The sequence below is a fragment of the Chrysosporum bergii ANA360D genome, from assembly GCF_029891735.1.
In the GTDB taxonomy this organism is placed as follows: Bacteria; Cyanobacteriota; Cyanobacteriia; order Cyanobacteriales; family Nostocaceae; genus Umezakia; species Umezakia bergii.
In genome coordinates this window covers 19,769-39,294 of sequence record NZ_JANQDH010000012.1, presented here as the reverse complement: position 1 = coordinate 39,294, position 19,526 = coordinate 19,769, and the positions used below count along the sequence as shown (strand labels likewise).

Here is a 19,526-nt window from a genome sequence, read left to right as displayed (position 1 = left end):
TAATATTAGCAAATTTCTGACCGCCAAAATTGTTTATTAATGTGTATCAAGCGGGTTAGTATTGAGTCACAACACATTGTCAACTATGGCTATGAGCTTGATTGTGGTGGTGACTACACAGCCGTAAACTTCAAAAAATGGATAGAAATTTTCTACCTGAAGATTGCCTGACTATCAATATTTAAATGTAAAAATTAAGTTAAGTTAAGTCAAGAGCAGAAAAAACATATTAACTTAGCTATGAGTGGCAATAGTCCCCTGGATATTTCTCGTTATTTGCTGGCGGCATCATCAACGCAAATTTTTCGCTATCACGAAAATCGCATTCCCAGGGATGCTAGTGTGTTAGTGGTGAGCAATCATCGTAGCTTTATGGATGCACTGATTTTAATGTCAGCGCTATCCACTCCAATTCGCTTTGCTTGCCATCGTTATATGGGACAGGTACCAGTCATGAGGGAAATTGTCACCGGACAATTGGGCTGTTTTCCTTTAGAAGATCCCCCCAGTCGCCAGCACAGCTTTTTTCAGCAGTCGGAGAAAATTTTGCAGTCTAAGCAGGTGGTAGGTGTTTTTCCTGAAGGTACTCTCCCGATGGTAACATCTACCCCTGCCGATGAAGTAGGGGAATTTCACCGGGGATTTGCTCATTTAGCATTACGGTGTAATGTTGAGGATTTGGTAATTTTACCAATTGCCATCGCCTCCCTACAAGAAGTCAACACTTATGCTTTACCGCTGCGACTGTTAAGTTTATTCGACCCTTCAGAACCTTTATTTCATCAACCAGGTTTACACCCTTTGGTTATCTATCGTCGGGTTGCTGTGTTCATTGGTTGCCCTTATTGGATTACACCACAACATCAAGAAAAATATCACGGCAGACAAGCTAAAAATGTTGTGGCTGAACTAACTGAGCATTGCCACTATGAAATTGCCAGTTTGCTCAAACAAGGTTGTATTTGAAGGGTGGGATATTAGAGAATAAATTATAGGTGACAATAAGAGTAGTTAGTTAATCAATATTTCTCAAATATTTCTCAAATATTTCTCAGCGCCAAAATTTAATCTTTTCTTATCAATTGAGTTGAGGTGAAAGATTTAATTTATATTAAGTGTGGTTTTTGCTACCCACGCCCAGGTCTGAAGCAATTCCGTTAACCCAAAAAGTTGAATTTGACAATGGCAAAAGTTGAGCTAAAACCTTGTTTCCTTACTCCTAACCGAGTACAAATGCAGTATCCGTTGTTTGTATATTTACCAGGATTGGATGGAACTGGTCAACTACTGCGATCGCAAACAGCAGGCTTAGAACTTGGCTTTGATGTCCGGTGTTTAGCCATTCCCAGACAAGACCTCGCCACCTGGGATGTGTTATCCAATCACGTCTTAGATTTAATCCACGCCGAATTAGAAAAAAGCTCTCACAGACCAGTTTACCTTTGTGGCGAGTCTTTTGGGGGTTGTTTGGCCATGAAAGTGGCAACCCAAGCACCACAGTTATTTAAGCGGATTATTTTAGTTAACCCTGCATCTGCTTTTCAACTCCGCCCTTGGTTGATGTGGAGTTCCCAACTCACTTACTTTGTCCCAGAATGCTTTTATGATGTTGGCGCACTAGGGTTATTACCCTTTCTGGCATCGTTACCCCGTATTCCCCGTAACGTGCGCTACGAACTCCTGAAAACCATGCGTTCTGTACCTCCAGCCACAGTTAACTGGCGACTGTCTTTATTGAAAGAATTTAGTATAGCTGAAAATCAGTTACGCCACCTGACCCAATCGGTTTTACTCATTGCCGGTGGTGGCGATCGCCTTTTACCCTCCGTCAACGAAGCCAAACGTTTGGTCAGTATTTTACCTAAGAGCAAAATGCTGGTATTGCCCAACAGTGGACACGCTTGCCTACTAGAAAAAGATGTTAATCTCTATAAAATTATGTATGATAATAACTTTTTAGAGAATACTTGTCAAGTATCAAATTGGCGAGATATGATGCCAAATCCTGGGATAAAACACCTATTAGACCAGAGTTTCCCCCTTAATCAGCAAAACTAGAAAAGACCAATCACTAAGAAAGGCGAATTTTAAGTAATACTGGTACAAGCTGGACAACTTACATCAAATCAGAAAATGAAAATTCAACTTAGTAACAAACCTGTGCTAGAGTGGGGGGGGGATAGTTTAGCAATTGGATTATTTGAAGATGCAGTTGAGTTGACTGATCAACTAGCACAATTGGATGATCAGTTGGGCGGTGTTTTAAAAGAACTGATTGCCGAAGAAGAATTTAAGGCCAAAGCCCACAGCACTATTTTCACCCGTGTAAGTGCCAATAGTCCCATCCGGAAAGTGATTTTAGTGGGTTTAGGAAAACCCGAAGCCCTGAACTTAGAAACCCTGCGACTAGCAGCAGCTGCTGTAGCTAGGGTAGCGAAAAAGCAGAAAAGTAAAAGCCTGGGTTTGAGTTTGCCATTGTGGAATAACCAACCTGCTGCAACGGCTCAAGCCATGGCAGAAGGGTTACAATTGGCGCTATACAAAGACATTCGCTTTAAGTCAGAACCAGAGGACAAAGAAATAAAACTGGCAACTGTAGATTTACTGGGATTAAGTGGACAAGAAGCAGCCATAACCCTAGCCAATCAAATTGTTTCCGGGGTAATTTTAGCCAGAGAATTGGTAGCTGCACCAGCCAACGAAGTGACCCCCATCACCTTGGCAGAAACAGCCCAAGCCATAGCCACAGAACACGGGTTAGAAGTGCAAATTTTAGAACGGGAAGACTGCGAAAAGTTGGGTATGGGAGCCTTTTTAGGCGTTGCCAAAGCTTCAGATTTACCGCCTAAATTTATTCACCTGACCTACAAACCCAAAGGTACGGCAAAACGCAAACTAGCAATTATTGGTAAAGGTTTAACCTTCGATTCTGGTGGACTCAATATTAAGGGTGCTGGTAGCGGCATTGAAACCATGAAAATTGATATGGGGGGTGCTGGTGCTACCTTGGGGGCTGCCAAAGCCATTGCCCAAATCAAACCAGATGTGGAAGTTCACTTTATTTCAGCCGCCACAGAAAACATGATTAGCGGTCACGCTATGCACCCAGGGGACATCCTCACAGCATCCAACGGCAAAACAATAGAAGTGAATAACACTGACGCGGAAGGACGTTTGACCTTGGCTGATGCCTTGGTGTACGCCGATAAATTGAAAGTGGATGGCGTGGTTGATTTAGCTACCCTCACAGGTGCTTGTGTCGTTGCCTTGGGTGAGGACATCGCGGGCTTGTATAGTCCTGATGATGCTTTAGCAGCACAACTGCAACAAGCAGCTGAAACCGCGGGAGAAAAGTTGTGGCGGATGCCAATGGAAGAAAAATATTTTGAAGGATTGAAGTCGGAAATTGCTGATATGAAAAACACTGGACCGCGTTCCGGTGGTTCCATTACCGCAGCCCTTTTCCTCAAACAATTCGTCAAAGAAACCCCTTGGGCGCACTTGGATATTGCGGGACCAGTGTGGACGGATAAAGAAAAGGGTTATAACAGTTCAGGAGCTACAGGTTACGGTGTGCGAACGCTAGTAAATTGGGTATTAGCTTCTTAAAAGCCAGAAGGTAGGGAATAATGACTGGGTAGTTTTGACCGGAATCTCAAGTCCCTACTTTCCACTCCTCCAGTAATGGGTTTATATATTGACAAACTCACCTACCAAGTTGGTGGGTGATTTTTGACGGTTCACTGTAACTTGTTACCGATTGACACTCCCCCAGGCTTTAGCCGGGGGATTCCAACGTCGCTCTCCTCCCATTCTTTTGGTCAAAGAATTTTAACTTTTCAGCCCAGCGATCTGGTAAAATTTGTAAGGTTTATAGTAGCTCTTAGCAATGGGATTGACAGGCATACGGATAGCAATTGACGCAATGGGAGGAGATCATGCACCCGGTGAAATCGTTACTGGCGCTCTGCGTGCCAGTGAAGAACTGGATGTAAAAGTATTATTAGTTGGTGATCCCCAAAAAATTGCAGCTGCCCTGCCGCCAAAAACTAATTTGGAACGGGTAGAGATTGTTTCGGCTTCAGAAGCGATCGCAATGGATGAGGAGCCTTTAAATGCAGTTAGACGCAAACCCAAGGCTTCCATTAACGTGGCCATGGATTTAGTTAAGCAACAACAGGCAGATGCTGTGTTTTCTGCGGGACACTCCGGCGCGGCTATGGCATCAGCTTTGCTGCGCCTGGGACGATTGCCAGGAATTGACCGCCCAGCTATTGCCACGGTCTTTCCCACGGTGAAACCAGGTAAACCAGTAATCGTACTTGATGTTGGTGCAAATGTAGACTGCCGCCCTAAGTTTTTAGAGCAGTTCGCTGTCATGGGGTCAACCTATAGCCAGTATGTATTGGGTGTTAGTAAGCCTCAAGTAGGTTTGTTGAATATTGGTGAAGAGGACACTAAGGGTAATGAGGTGGCTCTACGTGCCCACCAATTACTCAGGGAAAATTCCCAAATTAATTTTATTGGTAATGCTGAAGGGCGTGATGTACTTTCTGGTAATTTTGATGTAATTGTTTGCGATGGCTTCGTGGGTAATGTATTATTAAAGTTTGCGGAAGCAGTGGGGGAAGTCATTTTGCAAATCCTCCGGGAAGAATTACCCCAAGGATTACAAGGTAAAATCGGTACAGCAATTTTAAAACCTAACCTGAAGCGAGTTAAACAGCGCATGGATCACGCAGAACATGGCGGCGCTTTACTTTTAGGAGTTGCTGGAGTATGTTTTATTGGCCACGGTAGCTCTCAAGCTGCTTCAATTTTTAATGCAATTCGCACGGCCAAGGAAGCTGTCGATAATCAAGTGCTGCAAAGACTTAAGTCCCAATATAAAATCCTACAGCAGGAAACAAGTTAGGGGAGATTAGGAGTGGAAAAGTTAGGCATAGCAATTACAGGAAGCGGCTCGGCGGTACCAAAGACTTCCTTAACTAATCAGGGGCTGACCCAACTGGTGGAAACTTCAGATGAATGGATTGCTACCAGAACCGGAATTCGTCAACGGCGTTTGGCACTACCAACAGAGTCTTTGAGTAGTTTGGCTACTGTTGCAAGCAATCAAGCTATTGCCGCAGCTGGCATTGCAGCAACAGACCTGGATTTGATTTTGCTGGCAACATCCACCCCTGATGATTTATTTGGCACTGCTTGTCAAATTCAGGCAGAATTAGGAGCAACTAAAGCGGTGGCTTTTGACTTGACAGCTGCCTGCTCTGGCTTTGTGTTTGGTCTGGTGACAGCTGCCCAGTATATCAAAACCGGTGTTTATGAAAATGTATTGTTGATAGGGGCAGATATCCTCTCTCGCTGGGTGGATTGGCAAGACCGACGCACTTGTGTATTGTTCGGTGATGGTGCTGGAGCGGTAGTATTACAAGCTAATGCTAGCGATCGCTTATTGGGGTTTTGTCTGAAAAGCGATGGGACGCAAAACCACTGCCTTAATCTAGCTTATACCCCTTCTCCCCAAGAATTACTCCCAGAGGTAAATATTACTAAAGGAACTTACCAGCCTATCACAATGAACGGTAAAGAAGTTTACCGATTTGCTGTGCAGAAAGTCCCTGAAATTATTGATAAAGCTTTATTTCAAGCCCATCTTACTGTTGACCAAATAGATTGGCTACTGTTGCATCAAGCTAATCAAAGGATTCTTGATGCTGTTTCCCAACGCCTCAATATTCCAGAACATAAAGTAATTAGCAATCTTGCCAATTACGGTAACACTTCTGCGGCCTCTATCCCCCTAGCTTTAGATGAGGCGGTGCGGCAGGGTAAAATTAAACCTAATCAAGTTATTGCTGCATCGGGCTTCGGTGCTGGACTCACCTGGGGCGCAGCAATCTTTAAATGGGGAAGATAATCGAAAATTGATTGACCAATGACTAAAACTGCATGGGTGTTTCCCGGACAGGGTTCTCAAACTCTGGGAATGGGAATTGATTTGTTAGATATACCTACCGCCAAAGATAAATTTGCCCAAGCTGAAACAATTTTGGGCTGGTCTGTAACAGATTTGTGTGAACATGAGGAACAAAAGTTATCACAGACGCTCTACACACAGCCAAGTCTTTATGTTGTGGAAACCATCTTGGCTGATATCCTCCGAGAACGGGGGTATCAACCAGATGTAGTTGCTGGTCATAGTTTGGGTGAATACATTGCTCTTTACATTGCAGGTGTATTTGAGTGGTCTGCTGGGCTACACTTAGTCAAGCGTCGTGCTGAACTCATGGATAGTGCCGCTGGTGGTATGATGGCAGCTTTGATGAACTTTGACCGGGAACAACTGGAAGTAGTTCTTAGTCAAACACGGGATGTTGTTTTGGCTAATGATAACAGTCCGGCTCAAGTGGTGATCTCTGGGACTCCAGAAGCTGTGAGAGCAGTCATGACCAAGGTTAAAGCAAAACGTGCCATACCCTTAAGAACCTCTGGAGCATTTCACTCACCTTTGATGGCTGCTGCTGCGGCAGAGTTCCAGGATGTTTTGGAGTTGGTAGAATTTCAATCGGCTACTCTACCAATATTATCTAATGTAGATCCTTCTCCTGCCACTGATGCCAAAGTTATAAAACAGCGCCTTAGCGAACAAATGACCGCCTCGGTACGCTGGCGAGAAGTTTCTCTAGAATTACCCGCCAATGGTATTGAGCAGGTGATGGAAATTGGACCTGGTAATGTGCTAACTAATTTAATTAAGCGCACTACTCCTGATTTAATCTTAAAAAATATCCGTAATGCTGGAGATTTGCCAGAGCCGGGTGTTAGGTAATTCATTTGAGTTAAATTATTTTCCGTGACTAGAGAACGCGAACCTTTGATCAGTCTGGCTCTTTACCACGCTTTTAAGTGGTCAATTGTCAGCCCCATGCTTCATGCTTACTTTCGGGGGCGAATTTATGGAGCGGAAAATGTCCCCCAATCAGGAAAACTAATAGTAGTGAGTAATCATGCTAGTAACTTTGACCCCCCTATTGTCTCTAATTGTTTAGGTCGTCCGGTGGCGTACATGGCCAAGGAAGAGTTATTTAAAGTCCCGGTTTTAGGGACAGCAATTAAATTGTATGGTGCTTACCCTGTGAGTCGCGGCAGTAGCGATCGCCAAGCTATCCGTTCTGCTCTAGAATATCTTGATCATGGTTGGGCTGTGGGTGTTTTTTTGCAAGGTACTCGCACTCCTGATGGCAAAATCACAGATCCTAAAAGAGGTGCTGCACTACTAGCAGCAAAGGCCAAAGCACCATTATTACCGGTGAGTTTATGGGGTTCTGACAGGATATTACAAAAAAGCCACTGGTTTCCTCGTGCTGTTCCCCTAACTATTAGAATTGGGAAATTAATTGATCCGCCCAGTTCCACTAATAAAGAGGAATTACAAGCTCTGACAAGTCAATGTGCTATAGCAATTAATGAGTTACACCATTTAGGTCGGTGAGTGTGTCAAGGCATTAAAGAATATATTTGAGGTAGGTAGCGATGAAAAATGAGGGATTATGTCCGATTTAAGAACCGAACTAACAGCAAATCTAGATGAGGCTGAGTGGGATTGGCTAATTCCTCATCTCCAAAGGGATGCTGTGATTTTGGTATCACAGGATTTAGACTTGCTGGATGTGGGAGTGGCCATCGCGAGTGATCAAGTTTCATCCGTGCAAAACTGGATTGATCAACAACTAATGGCTAAACCATCAGATACACAAATGGGAAATTGGAATGGCGATCGCAGCAAGCGATTTTACACGTTGATCATTCAGCCCTATGTTCTCATCCAGGAAATGGCATCATGAAGTTTCCATCTCCATAGGCCATTTCCCCACAACTCACCGATTTTGATTAGATTCTGCACCGGTGTAACCAGTAGCCACCCACAGTAAGGCTCTAACTCCATCACGGATAGATTTATCCACTGGTTCACCGATATTTTGGGAAGGTACTGATACTGGTTTTAATTGAATACCCCGACTACCCAAAACTATTTCCCCAACCACACGAGCGCGGCGCATATGATATTCAGAAGTAATTAAATAAACACTCTTAATACCTTGAGCTTGCAATTTATCCACTAGTGTGGTAAAGTTAGTTACAGTATCTACAGCTTCGTAATCCAAGTGTAATCTTTTGAGATTAACTCCAGCTTTGGTAAACACATTTTCGGTGGATTCAGGTGGACTACCTCCAGAAATCCAAATGGGTAAACTTGGATGATCGCGGACAAAATTAGCTGTGAACTTCTCTCGTTCTAAGTGTGATGTAGAACCACCCAATACCAATACTGCTTGAGGTGGTAAGTTCTCAATTTTCGATTCCTGGTATCCCAACCACATTAATACTGGTAGGGCGAAAACCATAAACCGAAATGAATGACCTGTAAATAATAGATTATTCTTCAAGGCTTGATACTTTCGTTTGGTGAGTCCAGGATTTTTGATCAGAAAAGATAAACAAGTATGTACACTAGCAGATTTTGACAAAAACCTACCCGGATATGAACTGATATTTATATTTAATACAGAGTCATAGTCTTATTAACAGGACATACAAAGATTTTCCACACCCTGCTTTATACAACTTTGATTTGATAACGGGACTGGCCAGGCTCGAACCGGCGACCTAGCGCTTAGGAGGCGCTCGCTCTATCCATCTGAGCTACAGCCCCAACTCAAAAATATATAGTGTGCATGATTATAGCATTAATCTTAGCTAGACTGCCAAGAATTATCCCAAGAACTGCCGCCTATTTCTAAACCACAAACAGAACTATGTGCTGTGAGGATGGTGTGAGATTTTCTGTCACTTAACTTTCTTAACTCCAAATTTAACTTTCCTTGCATGGTATCCTGACAACAGAATAAGAAACCATTTGCCGTAGGCGCACGCAAGGGTGTACCAGGTAAATCGGTGATTCCCGTTAATTTAACTTCATAATCTAAGTTTCTCCCCGTCATTTGCCATCTACCCCAAGGCTGAATATCCCATTCCACCGTTCCATTCCAGGGAACAAATTCATAAAATTTGCCTTGATAGTGCAACCCAATCATGGCCACAGATTCCATCCACCACAATACTCCGCGCTTACCACCACCGGCGGTTAAGGCTAAATCGGGTTCCCCATCAAAGCTATTACAGTTCAACCAAAACCATTTTTGTGGAAAAGCACCCCCCCAATTTTTCTCTCCGTAGGCTGGGGCGTTGGTAAATTCGTAAATTTTACCATTCCAATCAATCCAACCACTGGCTAAACCATGTGCCATTAAAATTTGCCATCCAGGTTCAAAAATTTGCGAAAATGATAGCCAGCCTGCGGTTGATTGCTGAATACTATTTTGATTTCCCCAGTGGTATATGGGCTGAATTTCATATAGCCAACGGCAATAATTACCCGTACCAGGATCATAAATCGCTCCTTGATTTAAGCTGGCTGTAGCTTGATAGCCTTCTTGAATATGACGTGCAAACTCCGCCGGTGGGAGGTACAGAGGTTGAGTGTTGAGGTCGGTTTTACCCCAATGACCTAATGCGAGAATATCTCGACTACCCCAAAATTTTTTCACATCAGGAAAGGTACGGCATATATACTCATCATTTGCCCCTAAAACTTGGGCTGCGCCTCCACTATGGGGTTGACCACCAATGGGGTCTTCAATGGAGTACATAAAAGCGAAGGTTTGACCGCAATGGGGTAGGGTTACCCGGTAATACCAACCTTCAAAGAAACGGCGACTACTACCATCCCAATGGTATCCACTATGAGGGGTTTCGGTAAATTGAAGCATATGGCTAAAAGGTTAAGAAAAGTTACTAAGTTATTACAACAGGTTAATGCTGTTCAAGTTTGGTAAATACTTCACATAAATGAAATTATGATGCTAGATTAGTCTCAAGGTGCAAAACTAGAACTCAACTAAAAGTAACGGATATTTTTAGAGCTTGTCCTAAGTTGCATTTTTGAGATGGACAGGGATCTAAATGCCGTAATTGATTTCAAGTTATCGCGTTTGGCTAAAGTGTGAAAGCTTACCTAGGGATAACTGCTTCCATGCTCCCGTTGAAGTAAGAAGTAAAGTCTAGCTTTGTCTAGGTTTTATTAAGCAGGCTGTACCTTCTGCTGTAATCACCTCACAATTGTTACTCTATTTGTTGCATCCACTCAAAGTTTGTTTCTTTTTGTTTGTTTTTCACCCCCAAATACTTTAGTTTTTATTTATTTGTTTCCTCTGGAGGTTTTTTGAGTTTATAGCCATAGATACCTGTTTTTTGTGTTTGTTGTCTTTGTTATGATTAGGGATGCTCAATTTTGAGAGCGGCGGTTGCGATTGTCCGCGTTAAACAGAATCCCCGATCCTTTGGGACGGGGAGTGTCCAACAACTGGATATTTAATCAACCGCCGTGGGTTACTGATGATTTTTTATCGTAACTTATGGCGGTTTACGAATAAATAACTATTGGGTCATTAAGGTAATGACGGTCACTTCAGGTGGGCAAAATAAACGCCCTGGACGATAAGTTCCTAAGCCGCGATTGACGTATAACTGATTATTCGACACTTGATGGAAACCTTTTGCCCACTCCCAATGTTTTACTACCTTTGAGCAGTCACCCAGTGATAATGGTTGCCAACGTTGCAGTTTTTGCGGAAGTTGTTTTAGTAGCTTTTGATAATGAACAATCACAGGGCCAAGTCCTGGTAAGACGATATGACCGCCGTGGGTATGTCCAGATAGTTGCAAATCTACCCGCCATTGTTGCAAAATTTCAGCAGTGTCTGGGTTGTGGGATAAAACAATCCTGGGTGTATGACAATTGAGTTGGTTCATCACTACAGCGGGTTGAAATTCCTTTGACCAATAATCAGCCAATCCCACTATTGGTAACTGTGGACCGAGAGGATAAGCAATTTCATTCCACAATACATGAATACCAATGCTGGTGAGGGCTGATGTTACTTCGGCCTTTGAGTGCTTGTAATGTATATCATGATTGCCAAGGACAGCGTAAACACCACACCGACTTTGTAGATCTTTCAGTCTTAAAGCTAGTTGGTTAATTGGTTTAGGGTCGTCGGTTACATAGTCGCCAGTTAAGACAATTATATCTGGGTTAGCTGCGTTACTGGCAGCGATCGCCTGTTGTAAAAGTTCTTCAGATAGTCGGACACCATCATAGTGGAAATCTGTCAAATGTACCAGCTTTGTACCGTGCAAAGATTGTGGGAGGTCCGCAATCTTAACTTTTAATTCATCTATACTTAAACGCCCCGTAAACAACCAGTGCATAGTGTAACAGAGACTCCTTATACCAGTGTTTACAGCTTATCAAAAACTGTAACTGTAAAAATTATTTCCTGCCATCCGCCAACTTTGATCAGCGTGGGTGAGTCAAACTAACAATTCCCGACCATTGCACTTTTTTTTGTTGCTCCCGACGATAAGAAAAGAAATATTCTGGAGTTTGGTAAGTACAATAAGGAGCGATCGCTATTTGTTCCGGGCTAACACCCAAGTTTTCCAGTTGTAAAGCGTTAACTCGTCGCACATCTAACCTCACCTTTCCCGGGTTGGGGTCTGCTAACAAAGGTGAGTTGGGTAAGTCCTGTAAAGCAGCGATAATCTGCTGTTCCTCTGGTATTGGTGTAATACTAGCGCCAACTTCCGCTGCTACCTGCACTGAAACTTGGTAAACTTCACCTGCAATGGCTGGTCCCATGGCAATGCGTAAATCATCCAGGTTAGTACCTCGTTCTTGCAGTCTGGCGATGGCTAGGGGAACAATCTTCTTAGCTGTCCCCCGCCAACCGGCGTGTAGTGCCGCCACTTGCCCAGTTTTTACATCACCAATTAATACAGGTGTACAATCTGCGCTGGCTACCCAAACAGCTTGTAGTGGTTTTTCAGTGATGACACCATCCCCCAAGACCAAGCCAGAATTTTCTTCTCCAGTCTGACTTGCAATTTCTTGGGGGGTAAGAACTATATTGCCATGTACCTGCTTCAAGCGATATGCTTGTGCATCTGGGTGCAGCACTTTTGTCAAATCTTCAGGAGTACGCGGCCAAAACTGTTGAGTAAAAAAGCCGTGATGCCAATCATTCAGAAGACTACAAGTTAGATAAGATAACCCTTGCCAATGGTGCCAGTGCCAAATGTGCATCTTGAACCCAACCTCAACAAAAATCACAATCAATCAATTAATGCTAACGTGAACAACGGGATTTCGGTTAACTGCGGTGAGATTTAATCGGCAACTCTTGGAAACTGCCCTACACTCGGTAATTGAGTATGGTTATTTACCATCTTACCTACACATTTTTGACAGTGTTTCTTCAACTAATCAGACTCTCTGGGATTTGCTCACACGGGGATTTGATCCTTACTCCATTGTCATTGCTACTCAGCAGACTTCTGGTAGAGGACAATGGGGTCGTCAGTGGATTTCTCCCACCGGGGGACTATATCTTTCGGTGGGCATTATTCCTAAACTAGGAGCTACTGATGGTTATCAGCTGACTTTAGCTAGTGCTTGGGGAATTGCGGATCAATTGCGTCAGTGCGGCGTAGGGGTAGGCATTAAATGGCCTAATGACTTAGTATTGCATGGTCGCAAACTGGGGGGTATTTTGACAGAAACAAAGGTCCTCCATGGACAGATCACCCAAGCAGTGATTGGCGTTGGTATTAACTGGGCTAACCCAGTACCTGATACTGGCATCAATCTCCAGTCTTGGCAAGCTTCCCAACCTCACCGGGCTATTTCTTGTCTGGAAACACTCACCGCCACAGTTTTACTGGGAATAAAATCCGGTATGAACTGTCTTTGCCAAGAAGGAGTAAGTGTACTCTTGTCTCGATATTTAGAATTGTTGACAAATATCGGTGATCAGGTATACATCAATAATCTTTTAGGCACTGTGGTGGGCGTAACTTCACAAGGAAAACTCCATGTATCTTTTGCAACTAAGAAAACAGATGAGATAAAAATACCAGAAATTTATCTAGAACCCGGTACAATCAGTTTGGGTTACCGAGAATCTTCGGTTTGACTTTAGGTTTGTTAAAAAATACGCTCTTTGGGCAACACAAACCACTGAGATCATCTCTTTAGACTAATTGAAAACAACTGAGAGAAACAATGACGCAGCGCCATCAATCTACCCATCACCATTTCCAGAATTCATCAAAACGCTATCCTTACGGGAAATTATTCCACATCTACGTATCTACACTACCAGCACAAAGCTTTTTTTTGCTCAGTAGTGTTAGCTTCTTAGGTGGCGGGTTAGCAGTTGCTCAAACAGAAACGGCTATAGATAATATTGTTCCCGCTGTTCCCGCTGTTCCCACTGTTCCCGTTGTGGAAACTTCCCAGTCAACAGCAGTGGGAAATAATCCAGTAAAAAAAAATACTGATACTTCCGCTATATCTACACCAGAGTCAGACCTGGAAGAACGGCAAGCTGACCTAATACAGAAACTCCGGAGTAGAAAACCAGTTTCCCCACCTAAAGCAAATGTGACTTTGGAGAAACCAAGGATACAGGTAGCCCAACCCACTAAACCCAGTACCTTGCCTGAAAAACTCCCAGAAGTTGCCAGACCCGGAAACACAAACAGGGTCACAAGTACAACAGTGGAGAAAACCAAGGATTATAATAACGCCTATATCGACCCAATCAACTATAATGTCAACACTACAGCTACCTACCAAGCACCTAAATCGGTGGTGCTAACAGAACGCTCTAGTGGTTGTGAGACTGTTTTACCATCGGGGCAAAGTATATCAAGCAATACTTGTGCAGGCGCACCCCAAACACCCGCACCCAATCAGAGTTTAGCTAACTCTGAGGGTAAAACAACCCCCAACTGGCTGAAAGCCAGCCAAAATACTCAAGTAGCTAAGGTTGCCACTGTTACACCATTAGCCACCAAAAAGAGTAACAATACATGGCGGCCGCAAACAACCGCATCTAGTAATACAACAAAAACGGCCTATCGCCCGAATCGGTTTATCCCTCAACCCGGGGATTTTGCCACCACAACCGCCATTGGGTCTCCCATGGCCTCCAATGGCGAAACTCTACCGCCACCAATGGCATCTGGCAATATTGCACCCCGCGCTAGTAGGGTAGCTTATGATTTTCCTTTAGCATCGGTACTGCCACAAATTCCCTTTACTGGTGGTTTCGCCTATGCTAACCACCGAGGGATGATGTTTCCTCTCTCTATACCCGCTCGCATTACTTCTGTATTTGGTTGGAGAATTCACCCCATTACAGGCGATCGCCGGTTCCACGCTGGTACAGATTTAGGTGCGCCCATGGGTACACCGGTAGTAGCGGCCGCAGCTGGTGAGGTGGAAACAGCTAACTGGCTGGGGGGTTATGGTTTAACTGTAATTCTCAACCACCCTTCCGCCCAACAAACCCTTTATGGTCATTTATCAGAGCTATTTGTTCAACCCGGTCAAAGGGTAGAAAAAGGAACCGTTATTGGTCGAGTTGGTAGCACTGGTAATTCCACGGGTCCTCACCTACACTTTGAAGTCCGTCATCTTAACCCACAAGGTTGGGTTGCTGTTGACTCAGGTGTACAATTACAAGTAGCCCTTAATCAGCTGGTACAAGCTTTACAAACGGCTCGAGTTAGCCAACAACCAGACAGCTAGTAGCCCAAGGCGGAAATCAAAGGTCAAGCCTGAATGTTTTGGAGACGCGATGATTCGCGTCTCTAGCTAACCCCCCATCACAAATACCCATGTTCTGCTAAAAAGGCTGGTGTTAACATCTCACTTTTCGGCTGTTGTTGACTAAAAGAAAGGAATTTTTCTACATATTTACCTAAAATATCCCCTTCTAAATTGACCCAACTACCAGAGACAAGATAACGGAGATTTGTTTCTTCATAGGTGAGGGGAATAACTGCCACTGTAAATTGAGATAATTCTGGATCATATGCAGCTATTGTCAAGCTCACACCATTGATAGCAATACTACCTTTGGGAACAATATACCGGGCGATCGCTTCGGGTGCTGTGAAAGTCATCTCCCAGGAACTAGCCGTTTGTGCGGACTCTACCATACGACCCACACCATCTACATGACCCATGACAAAATGACCGCCCACTTTACCACCAACCCGCAAAGAAGCTTCTAAATTCACATACCTCTGTTGTGTTTCTTCATGACCTAAAGTTGTCCGGCGTAGAGTTTCCGGTGAAGCAGTAGCCATAAACCCATTATTTAAAATTTGCTCCACTGTTAAGCAAACCCCGTCCACCGCTACGCTATCGCCATAAGCCAAATCCTGCATAATCTCAGCAGAGGACTGACTTATTAAGCTAATCTGCCAACTGTCGCCCCCTAGGGGTTTCATTTTTCCTAAAGCTTGAACTAATCCTGTAAACACGGCTTTTTTTTGCAAACTAATTCTATTTATTGCCTAATTATGTCCAAAATCTACTGTAATTCTGACATTAATCCAGAAAATTTAAGTATAATTCCTGACTGTTTTTATTATAGATTTATGAACACATTTCCATCTTTCACAAGACATACTTGATTAAGCCGGTTATTGTCTATATAGACCACTTTGACCTACTCTGGTGTTCACAACAAGTTCGGAGTTTAATAGAAGCAATTATAGAGAACAATGGTTATGTTTATTCCCGTCCCCAAGTTACCCCATACTAGGGTATATTTGTTACACAGCACCCAATCACATCAAGGATTGTAGAGGCTAAGGCAATGATTGAAATGAGAGTCGCAGGCATAGCATTAGATGCCATAACCCGCAGTCCCATAGTACTTTTGAAGGATGCCTCAGATCGACGCGCTTTGCCAATTTATATTGGGCAAGAGCAAGCTAGGGCAATTATGGGTGCGCTAGAAAATCAAAAGCCTCCTAGACCGCTAACACATGACTTAATTGTTAATCTTTTAGAGTCATGTTCCATGATTCTGGAAAAGGTAATCATTCACTCCTTACAAAAGGATACATTTTATGCAGCTTTAATTGTCCAGCAAGGCGAAATCAAAAAAGAAATTGATGCTCGCCCTAGCGATGCTATCGCCGTGGCGCTTAGGACTAATTCCCCTATTTGGGTGATGGAAGAAGTGATTTCTGATGCTTCCATCCCTGTTGACCGGGATGCTGATGAGGCGGAACAGCAGGCTTTCCGTGAATTTATCTCTAATCTGCGTCCAGAGGACTTGATTAAGCGCTTTGGTAATACTGAAAGCTAAATGAGTCAAAAGTAGGAAGCAGGAACAAGCACAAGAATACAGAAAAAAAATTGCACTTGTCGCCCTGTCCTTCTTCCTACGGTGTATACACCCATGATTGGGCTTGGCTGAATAAATCCTCAAAAACTGGTTCTTTGTTCGCTGTTTTATGCAATACCGACGCTTTGGTAAAACTAACCTGCTCTTCTCGGTTTTTTCTTTAGGAACAATGCGCTACCTGGCTAGTAGCGAAAATGCCCAACAAACCATCAGCAAAGCTTTAGCCATGGGAGTAAATCATCTAGAAACAGCCAGGGGTTATGGCAAAAGCGAGGAGTATCTGGGTGCAGCTATTAAAAGCGGCTTATTAGTACCCCGTTCTCAGATTTACATCACCACAAAAATCACTCCCACAGTTGATGGTGATAGTATGGATCGGTACATCAATGAGTCCCTGAGACGATTAAATCTGGATTACCTGGATTGCTTGGCAATTCATGGCTTAAATACTTGGGAACATCTCCAGTGGGTAGAGGCTAAGGGCGGCTGTATGAAAGCGGTTCAAGAAGCCCTGGATGATGGTAGAGTGCGCCACGTTGGTTTCTCTACCCACGGTTCATTAGATGTAATCCTGGCGGCTATTAAAACAGATTTTTTTGAATTTGTCAATCTGCATTATTACTATTTTTTCCAGCGCCACGCTCCAGCAATTCAGTTAGCTGCTGAAAAAGACATGGGTATTTTCATCATTTCCCCGGCTGATAAAGGAGGTCGCCTTTACACCCCTTCCCAAACATTAATAGATTTATGTCAACCTTATTCACCTTTAGAATTAAATTATCGTTTTTTACTCAGTGACCATCGCATTACTACTTTGAGCTTAGGCGCAGCTACTCCAGGTGAATTAATCGAACCTTTACAATTTGCTGATAGTGGTGACAAATTAACACAGTCGGAAACTTTAGCTTTCCAAAAGTTAACAGAACAGCAAAAAGCAGCTTTAAAAACTGAACAATGCAGCCAGTGTTATGCTTGTTTACCTTGTCCAGAAAATATCAATATTCCAGAAGTATTGCGGTTAAGAAATTTAGCTGTTGCTTACGATATGCAAGAATACGGAAAATATCGTTATGGAATGTTTGAAAATGCTGGTCATTGGTTCCCAGGGATGAAGGCTAACAAGTGTACAGAATGCGGTGAATGTTTACCCCGGTGTCCAGAAAATTTAAATATTCCTGGTTTGTTAGATGATGCTCACCAAAGATTAAGCGGAAAAACTAAAAGAAGACTATGGCAATAATGTACTTTAATTAAGTTTGTTGATCTGAACAGGTTAAAATGTTGGTAGACATCGCTATCAGAAAGAACAATGCAAGCAATACAACGGCGATACTATACCCCAGAAGAATACTTGGCTTTGGAAGAAGCTGCTGATTATAAAAGCGAATATATTGATGGGGAAATTATTCCAATGGCGGGTGGAACAGTTAATCATAACCGAATCACAGGCAATATTTACGCTGCTTTAAATTTTGCTTTCAAACAGCAGGATTACGAAGTTTTTATGAGTGATATTCGTTTATGGATACCGGAAAAGCGTATGTATACTTATCCAGATGTGATGATTATATCAGGTAAACCGGAGTTTTTCAACAACCGTCAAGATGTAGTCCTTAACCCACGGGTGATAATTGAGGTTTTATCAAAGTTTACCCAGGACTATGACCGGGAAGATAAATTTCAGGCTTACCGCACTATTTCTACATTTCAAGAATATCTACACATAGACCAAACTCAAATCCGTGTAGAGCAATATTTTAAGACTGGGAAAAAACAATGGTCACTGCGTGAGTATGATGCAGAGGATCAAGCGATCGCATTTAATACCGTACCTTGGGAAATTTCCTTAGCAGACTTATACAACAAGGTTAAATTTGAATTGGTAGAATCTAATGTCACAGAATCGAGTTGAAGTTGGTACTTATAGCGAATTTTGCCCAATTGAGTTACATTTTTAGCAAGCAGGATGCTCGCGCTACAAGACGATGATTTACATTATAACTGTTTGTTGCTTCCCAATTAAAAATTATGTTGAAGAACGTAAAAATAGAGAATTTTAGATGTTTCAAATCTTTTGAGCTTCAGCAGCTAGGTAGAATTAATCTGCTCGTAGGTGAAAATAATAGTGGCAAAACATCTATATTAGAAGCTATTCAGCTTTTATGCTCACGGACTAATCTTGAGCCACTTGGTGAAATGATGCTCAACCGAGGCGAGTATTTTTGGAGTGATAATCTCCTACAGGAACGTGAACTTGATATTTGTCACTTATTTCATGACCATGAATTTCAGATAGACAGTGCATTTTCAATCTCAGGAATTAATGCTAACTTTCAGGAGGAATTTTATATAACTATAGGCGAACGGAAATCACATATTCAGTTTGATTTATCTGATTTAAATACTCATGATTTAGATGAAGAAATAAAACAGAAAATTTTTGAGGATTTATCAAGTGACATCAAAATTTTCAACTTTCGAGTCACTTGGAATCGCAAAGAGGAAGAAGAAGAAGTTTTAAATTTACCATTGTCAGATGACAATGGTCTAGATGTAAAATTTATTAAACGTTCTAGCCGGGATAGAAAAAATAAAGCACCCAAAACTATATTTATTAATTCTTCTTCCTTAACTACTGCCAAAATGACAGAATTATTTGAGAAAGTAGTGTTAAGTCCTGAAGAAGAATTGGTAACGGAAGCCTTGAGAATTATTGATCATAAAATTGAACGTATTGCTTCAGCTAATGTTCAAAAAGCTAGTCAAATGAGGAGATTAAGTTACCCTGAGTCACGTAGTGGTTTTTTTGTACGTCTTGCTGATACTAAACAGCGTGTACCAATTGGTAGTATGGGGGATGGTATCTGGCGTATCTTAGGAATTATACTAGCTACAGTATGCGCCAAAGATGGATATTTATTTATAGATGAGATAGATACAGGACTCCATTTTACTACCATGTCCGATATGTGGAAAATGATTTGGCAAACAGCCAAAAGATTAAATGTACAAGTTTTTGCGACTACACATAATAATGATTGTTGGCGAAGTTTAACCGATATTGTAAAACAGGAAGATATGTCTAATGATGGTATTAAAATTCATAGAATCGAAAAATACAAACACAGAAGTATAGTTTTTACAGAACCTCAAATAGTCATTGCTGCTCAAAGAGAAATTGAGGTACGTTAG

At 42.5% G+C, this 19,526-nt stretch carries 19 protein-coding genes and 1 tRNA gene; 14 read left to right on the top strand and 6 right to left on the bottom strand.

The genetic code is table 11. From position 1 onward, the window contains the following. The first annotated feature begins 240 nt into the window (after positions 1-240). The 8 genes from NWP17_RS01145 to NWP17_RS01110 all read left to right on the top strand — a co-directional run bounded on the left by NWP17_RS01145 (position 241) and on the right by NWP17_RS01110 (position 7,847). Complete coding sequence (locus NWP17_RS01145) at positions 241-966, top strand: lysophospholipid acyltransferase family protein (RefSeq protein ID WP_280653080.1); 726 nt, start codon at positions 241-243, stop codon at positions 964-966. Positions 967-1,182: 216 nt separating this feature from the next. Next, a complete protein-coding gene (locus NWP17_RS01140; RefSeq protein WP_280653079.1) occupies positions 1,183-2,058 on the top strand; it encodes an alpha/beta fold hydrolase in 876 nt (291 codons plus the stop codon). Between the two features lie 75 nt (positions 2,059-2,133). Next, positions 2,134-3,609, top strand: a complete 1,476-nt coding sequence (locus tag NWP17_RS01135) for a leucyl aminopeptidase (RefSeq protein WP_280653078.1) — start codon at positions 2,134-2,136, stop codon at positions 3,607-3,609. 280 nt (positions 3,610-3,889) lie between these two features. Continuing rightward, a complete protein-coding gene (plsX, locus tag NWP17_RS01130) occupies positions 3,890-4,915 on the top strand; it encodes a phosphate acyltransferase PlsX (RefSeq protein ID WP_280653077.1) in 1,026 nt (341 codons plus the stop codon). A gap of 12 nt (positions 4,916-4,927) precedes the next feature. Beyond that, positions 4,928-5,920, top strand: a complete 993-nt coding sequence (locus tag NWP17_RS01125) for a beta-ketoacyl-ACP synthase 3 (protein ID WP_280653076.1) — start codon at positions 4,928-4,930, stop codon at positions 5,918-5,920. Between the two features lie 18 nt (positions 5,921-5,938). Further along, on the top strand, positions 5,939-6,832 hold the full coding sequence (gene fabD / locus NWP17_RS01120) for an ACP S-malonyltransferase (protein ID WP_280653075.1): 894 nt from the start codon (positions 5,939-5,941) through the stop codon (positions 6,830-6,832). A gap of 24 nt (positions 6,833-6,856) precedes the next feature. Then, positions 6,857-7,495: a lysophospholipid acyltransferase family protein gene (locus NWP17_RS01115; protein ID WP_280653074.1), complete on the top strand. Its 639-nt coding sequence runs from the start codon at positions 6,857-6,859 to the stop codon at positions 7,493-7,495. A gap of 58 nt (positions 7,496-7,553) precedes the next feature. Further along, on the top strand, positions 7,554-7,847 hold the full coding sequence (locus tag NWP17_RS01110) for a DUF2288 domain-containing protein (RefSeq protein ID WP_280653073.1): 294 nt from the start codon (positions 7,554-7,556) through the stop codon (positions 7,845-7,847). Between the two features lie 33 nt (positions 7,848-7,880). On the opposite strand, the gene NWP17_RS01105 is transcribed toward NWP17_RS01110, so the two are convergent. The 5 genes from NWP17_RS01105 to pgeF all read right to left on the bottom strand — a co-directional run bounded on the left by NWP17_RS01105 (position 7,881) and on the right by pgeF (position 12,208). After that, a complete protein-coding gene (locus tag NWP17_RS01105; protein ID WP_280653182.1) occupies positions 7,881-8,408 on the bottom strand; it encodes a YdcF family protein in 528 nt (175 codons plus the stop codon). A gap of 234 nt (positions 8,409-8,642) precedes the next feature. Continuing rightward, positions 8,643-8,716: transfer RNA gene (locus NWP17_RS01100), tRNA-Arg, on the bottom strand. 40 nt (positions 8,717-8,756) lie between these two features. Next, entirely contained in the window at positions 8,757-9,833 is a 1,077-nt protein-coding gene (locus NWP17_RS01095) for a tocopherol cyclase family protein (RefSeq protein ID WP_280653072.1), read from the bottom strand. 667 nt (positions 9,834-10,500) lie between these two features. Next, positions 10,501-11,334 carry a metallophosphoesterase gene (locus NWP17_RS01090; RefSeq protein WP_280653071.1) on the bottom strand — a complete coding sequence of 278 codons (834 nt, stop codon included), beginning with the start codon at positions 11,332-11,334 and terminating at the stop codon, positions 10,501-10,503. 88 nt (positions 11,335-11,422) lie between these two features. Next, the gene (gene pgeF / locus NWP17_RS01085) at positions 11,423-12,208 is read right to left on the bottom strand and encodes a peptidoglycan editing factor PgeF (protein WP_280653070.1); all 786 of its coding nucleotides are present in this window, start codon (positions 12,206-12,208) and stop codon (positions 11,423-11,425) included. Positions 12,209-12,284: 76 nt separating this feature from the next. On the opposite strand from pgeF, the gene NWP17_RS01080 reads away from it, so the two are divergent. Further along, positions 12,285-13,097, top strand: coding sequence for a biotin--[acetyl-CoA-carboxylase] ligase (locus NWP17_RS01080; protein WP_280653069.1), 813 nt, complete (start codon positions 12,285-12,287; stop codon positions 13,095-13,097). A gap of 89 nt (positions 13,098-13,186) precedes the next feature. After that, a complete protein-coding gene (locus NWP17_RS01075; RefSeq protein WP_280653068.1) occupies positions 13,187-14,719 on the top strand; it encodes a M23 family metallopeptidase in 1,533 nt (510 codons plus the stop codon). A 77-nt stretch (positions 14,720-14,796) separates the two neighbouring features. Here NWP17_RS01075 and NWP17_RS01070 read toward each other — a convergent pair whose 3' ends face one another. Next, positions 14,797-15,459 carry a riboflavin synthase gene (locus NWP17_RS01070; protein ID WP_280653067.1) on the bottom strand — a complete coding sequence of 221 codons (663 nt, stop codon included), beginning with the start codon at positions 15,457-15,459 and terminating at the stop codon, positions 14,797-14,799. Between the two features lie 338 nt (positions 15,460-15,797). Between NWP17_RS01070 and NWP17_RS01065 the strand changes: the two genes are divergently transcribed. The 4 genes from NWP17_RS01065 (at position 15,798) to NWP17_RS01050 (ending at position 19,526) form a co-directional block, all read left to right on the top strand. Then, positions 15,798-16,295, top strand: a complete 498-nt coding sequence (locus NWP17_RS01065; RefSeq protein ID WP_280653066.1) for a bifunctional nuclease family protein — start codon at positions 15,798-15,800, stop codon at positions 16,293-16,295. Positions 16,296-16,443: 148 nt separating this feature from the next. Further along, a complete protein-coding gene (locus tag NWP17_RS01060; RefSeq protein ID WP_280653065.1) occupies positions 16,444-17,574 on the top strand; it encodes an aldo/keto reductase in 1,131 nt (376 codons plus the stop codon). A gap of 69 nt (positions 17,575-17,643) precedes the next feature. After that, positions 17,644-18,246, top strand: coding sequence for a Uma2 family endonuclease (locus tag NWP17_RS01055; protein ID WP_280653064.1), 603 nt, complete (start codon positions 17,644-17,646; stop codon positions 18,244-18,246). Positions 18,247-18,362: 116 nt separating this feature from the next. Next, positions 18,363-19,526, top strand: a complete 1,164-nt coding sequence (locus NWP17_RS01050; RefSeq protein ID WP_280653063.1) for an AAA family ATPase — start codon at positions 18,363-18,365, stop codon at positions 19,524-19,526.

Coding starts and splice junctions, on each gene's coding strand:
- NWP17_RS01145 (WP_280653080.1), top strand. CDS start 241: ATGAGTGGCAATAGTCCCCTGGATATTTCTCGTTATTTGCTGGCGGCA.
- NWP17_RS01140 (WP_280653079.1), top strand. CDS start 1,183: ATGGCAAAAGTTGAGCTAAAACCTTGTTTCCTTACTCCTAACCGAGTA.
- NWP17_RS01135 (WP_280653078.1), top strand. CDS start 2,134: ATGAAAATTCAACTTAGTAACAAACCTGTGCTAGAGTGGGGGGGGGAT.
- plsX (WP_280653077.1), top strand. CDS start 3,890: ATGGGATTGACAGGCATACGGATAGCAATTGACGCAATGGGAGGAGAT.
- fabD (WP_280653075.1), top strand. CDS start 5,939: ATGACTAAAACTGCATGGGTGTTTCCCGGACAGGGTTCTCAAACTCTG.
- NWP17_RS01110 (WP_280653073.1), top strand. CDS start 7,554: ATGTCCGATTTAAGAACCGAACTAACAGCAAATCTAGATGAGGCTGAG.
- NWP17_RS01105 (WP_280653182.1), bottom strand. CDS start 8,408: ATGGTTTTCGCCCTACCAGTATTAATGTGGTTGGGATACCAGGAATCG.
- NWP17_RS01095 (WP_280653072.1), bottom strand. CDS start 9,833: ATGCTTCAATTTACCGAAACCCCTCATAGTGGATACCATTGGGATGGT.
- NWP17_RS01090 (WP_280653071.1), bottom strand. CDS start 11,334: ATGCACTGGTTGTTTACGGGGCGTTTAAGTATAGATGAATTAAAAGTT.
- pgeF (WP_280653070.1), bottom strand. CDS start 12,208: ATGCACATTTGGCACTGGCACCATTGGCAAGGGTTATCTTATCTAACT.
- NWP17_RS01075 (WP_280653068.1), top strand. CDS start 13,187: ATGACGCAGCGCCATCAATCTACCCATCACCATTTCCAGAATTCATCA.
- NWP17_RS01065 (WP_280653066.1), top strand. CDS start 15,798: ATGATTGAAATGAGAGTCGCAGGCATAGCATTAGATGCCATAACCCGC.
- NWP17_RS01060 (WP_280653065.1), top strand. CDS start 16,444: ATGCAATACCGACGCTTTGGTAAAACTAACCTGCTCTTCTCGGTTTTT.
- NWP17_RS01055 (WP_280653064.1), top strand. CDS start 17,644: ATGCAAGCAATACAACGGCGATACTATACCCCAGAAGAATACTTGGCT.
- NWP17_RS01050 (WP_280653063.1), top strand. CDS start 18,363: ATGTTGAAGAACGTAAAAATAGAGAATTTTAGATGTTTCAAATCTTTT.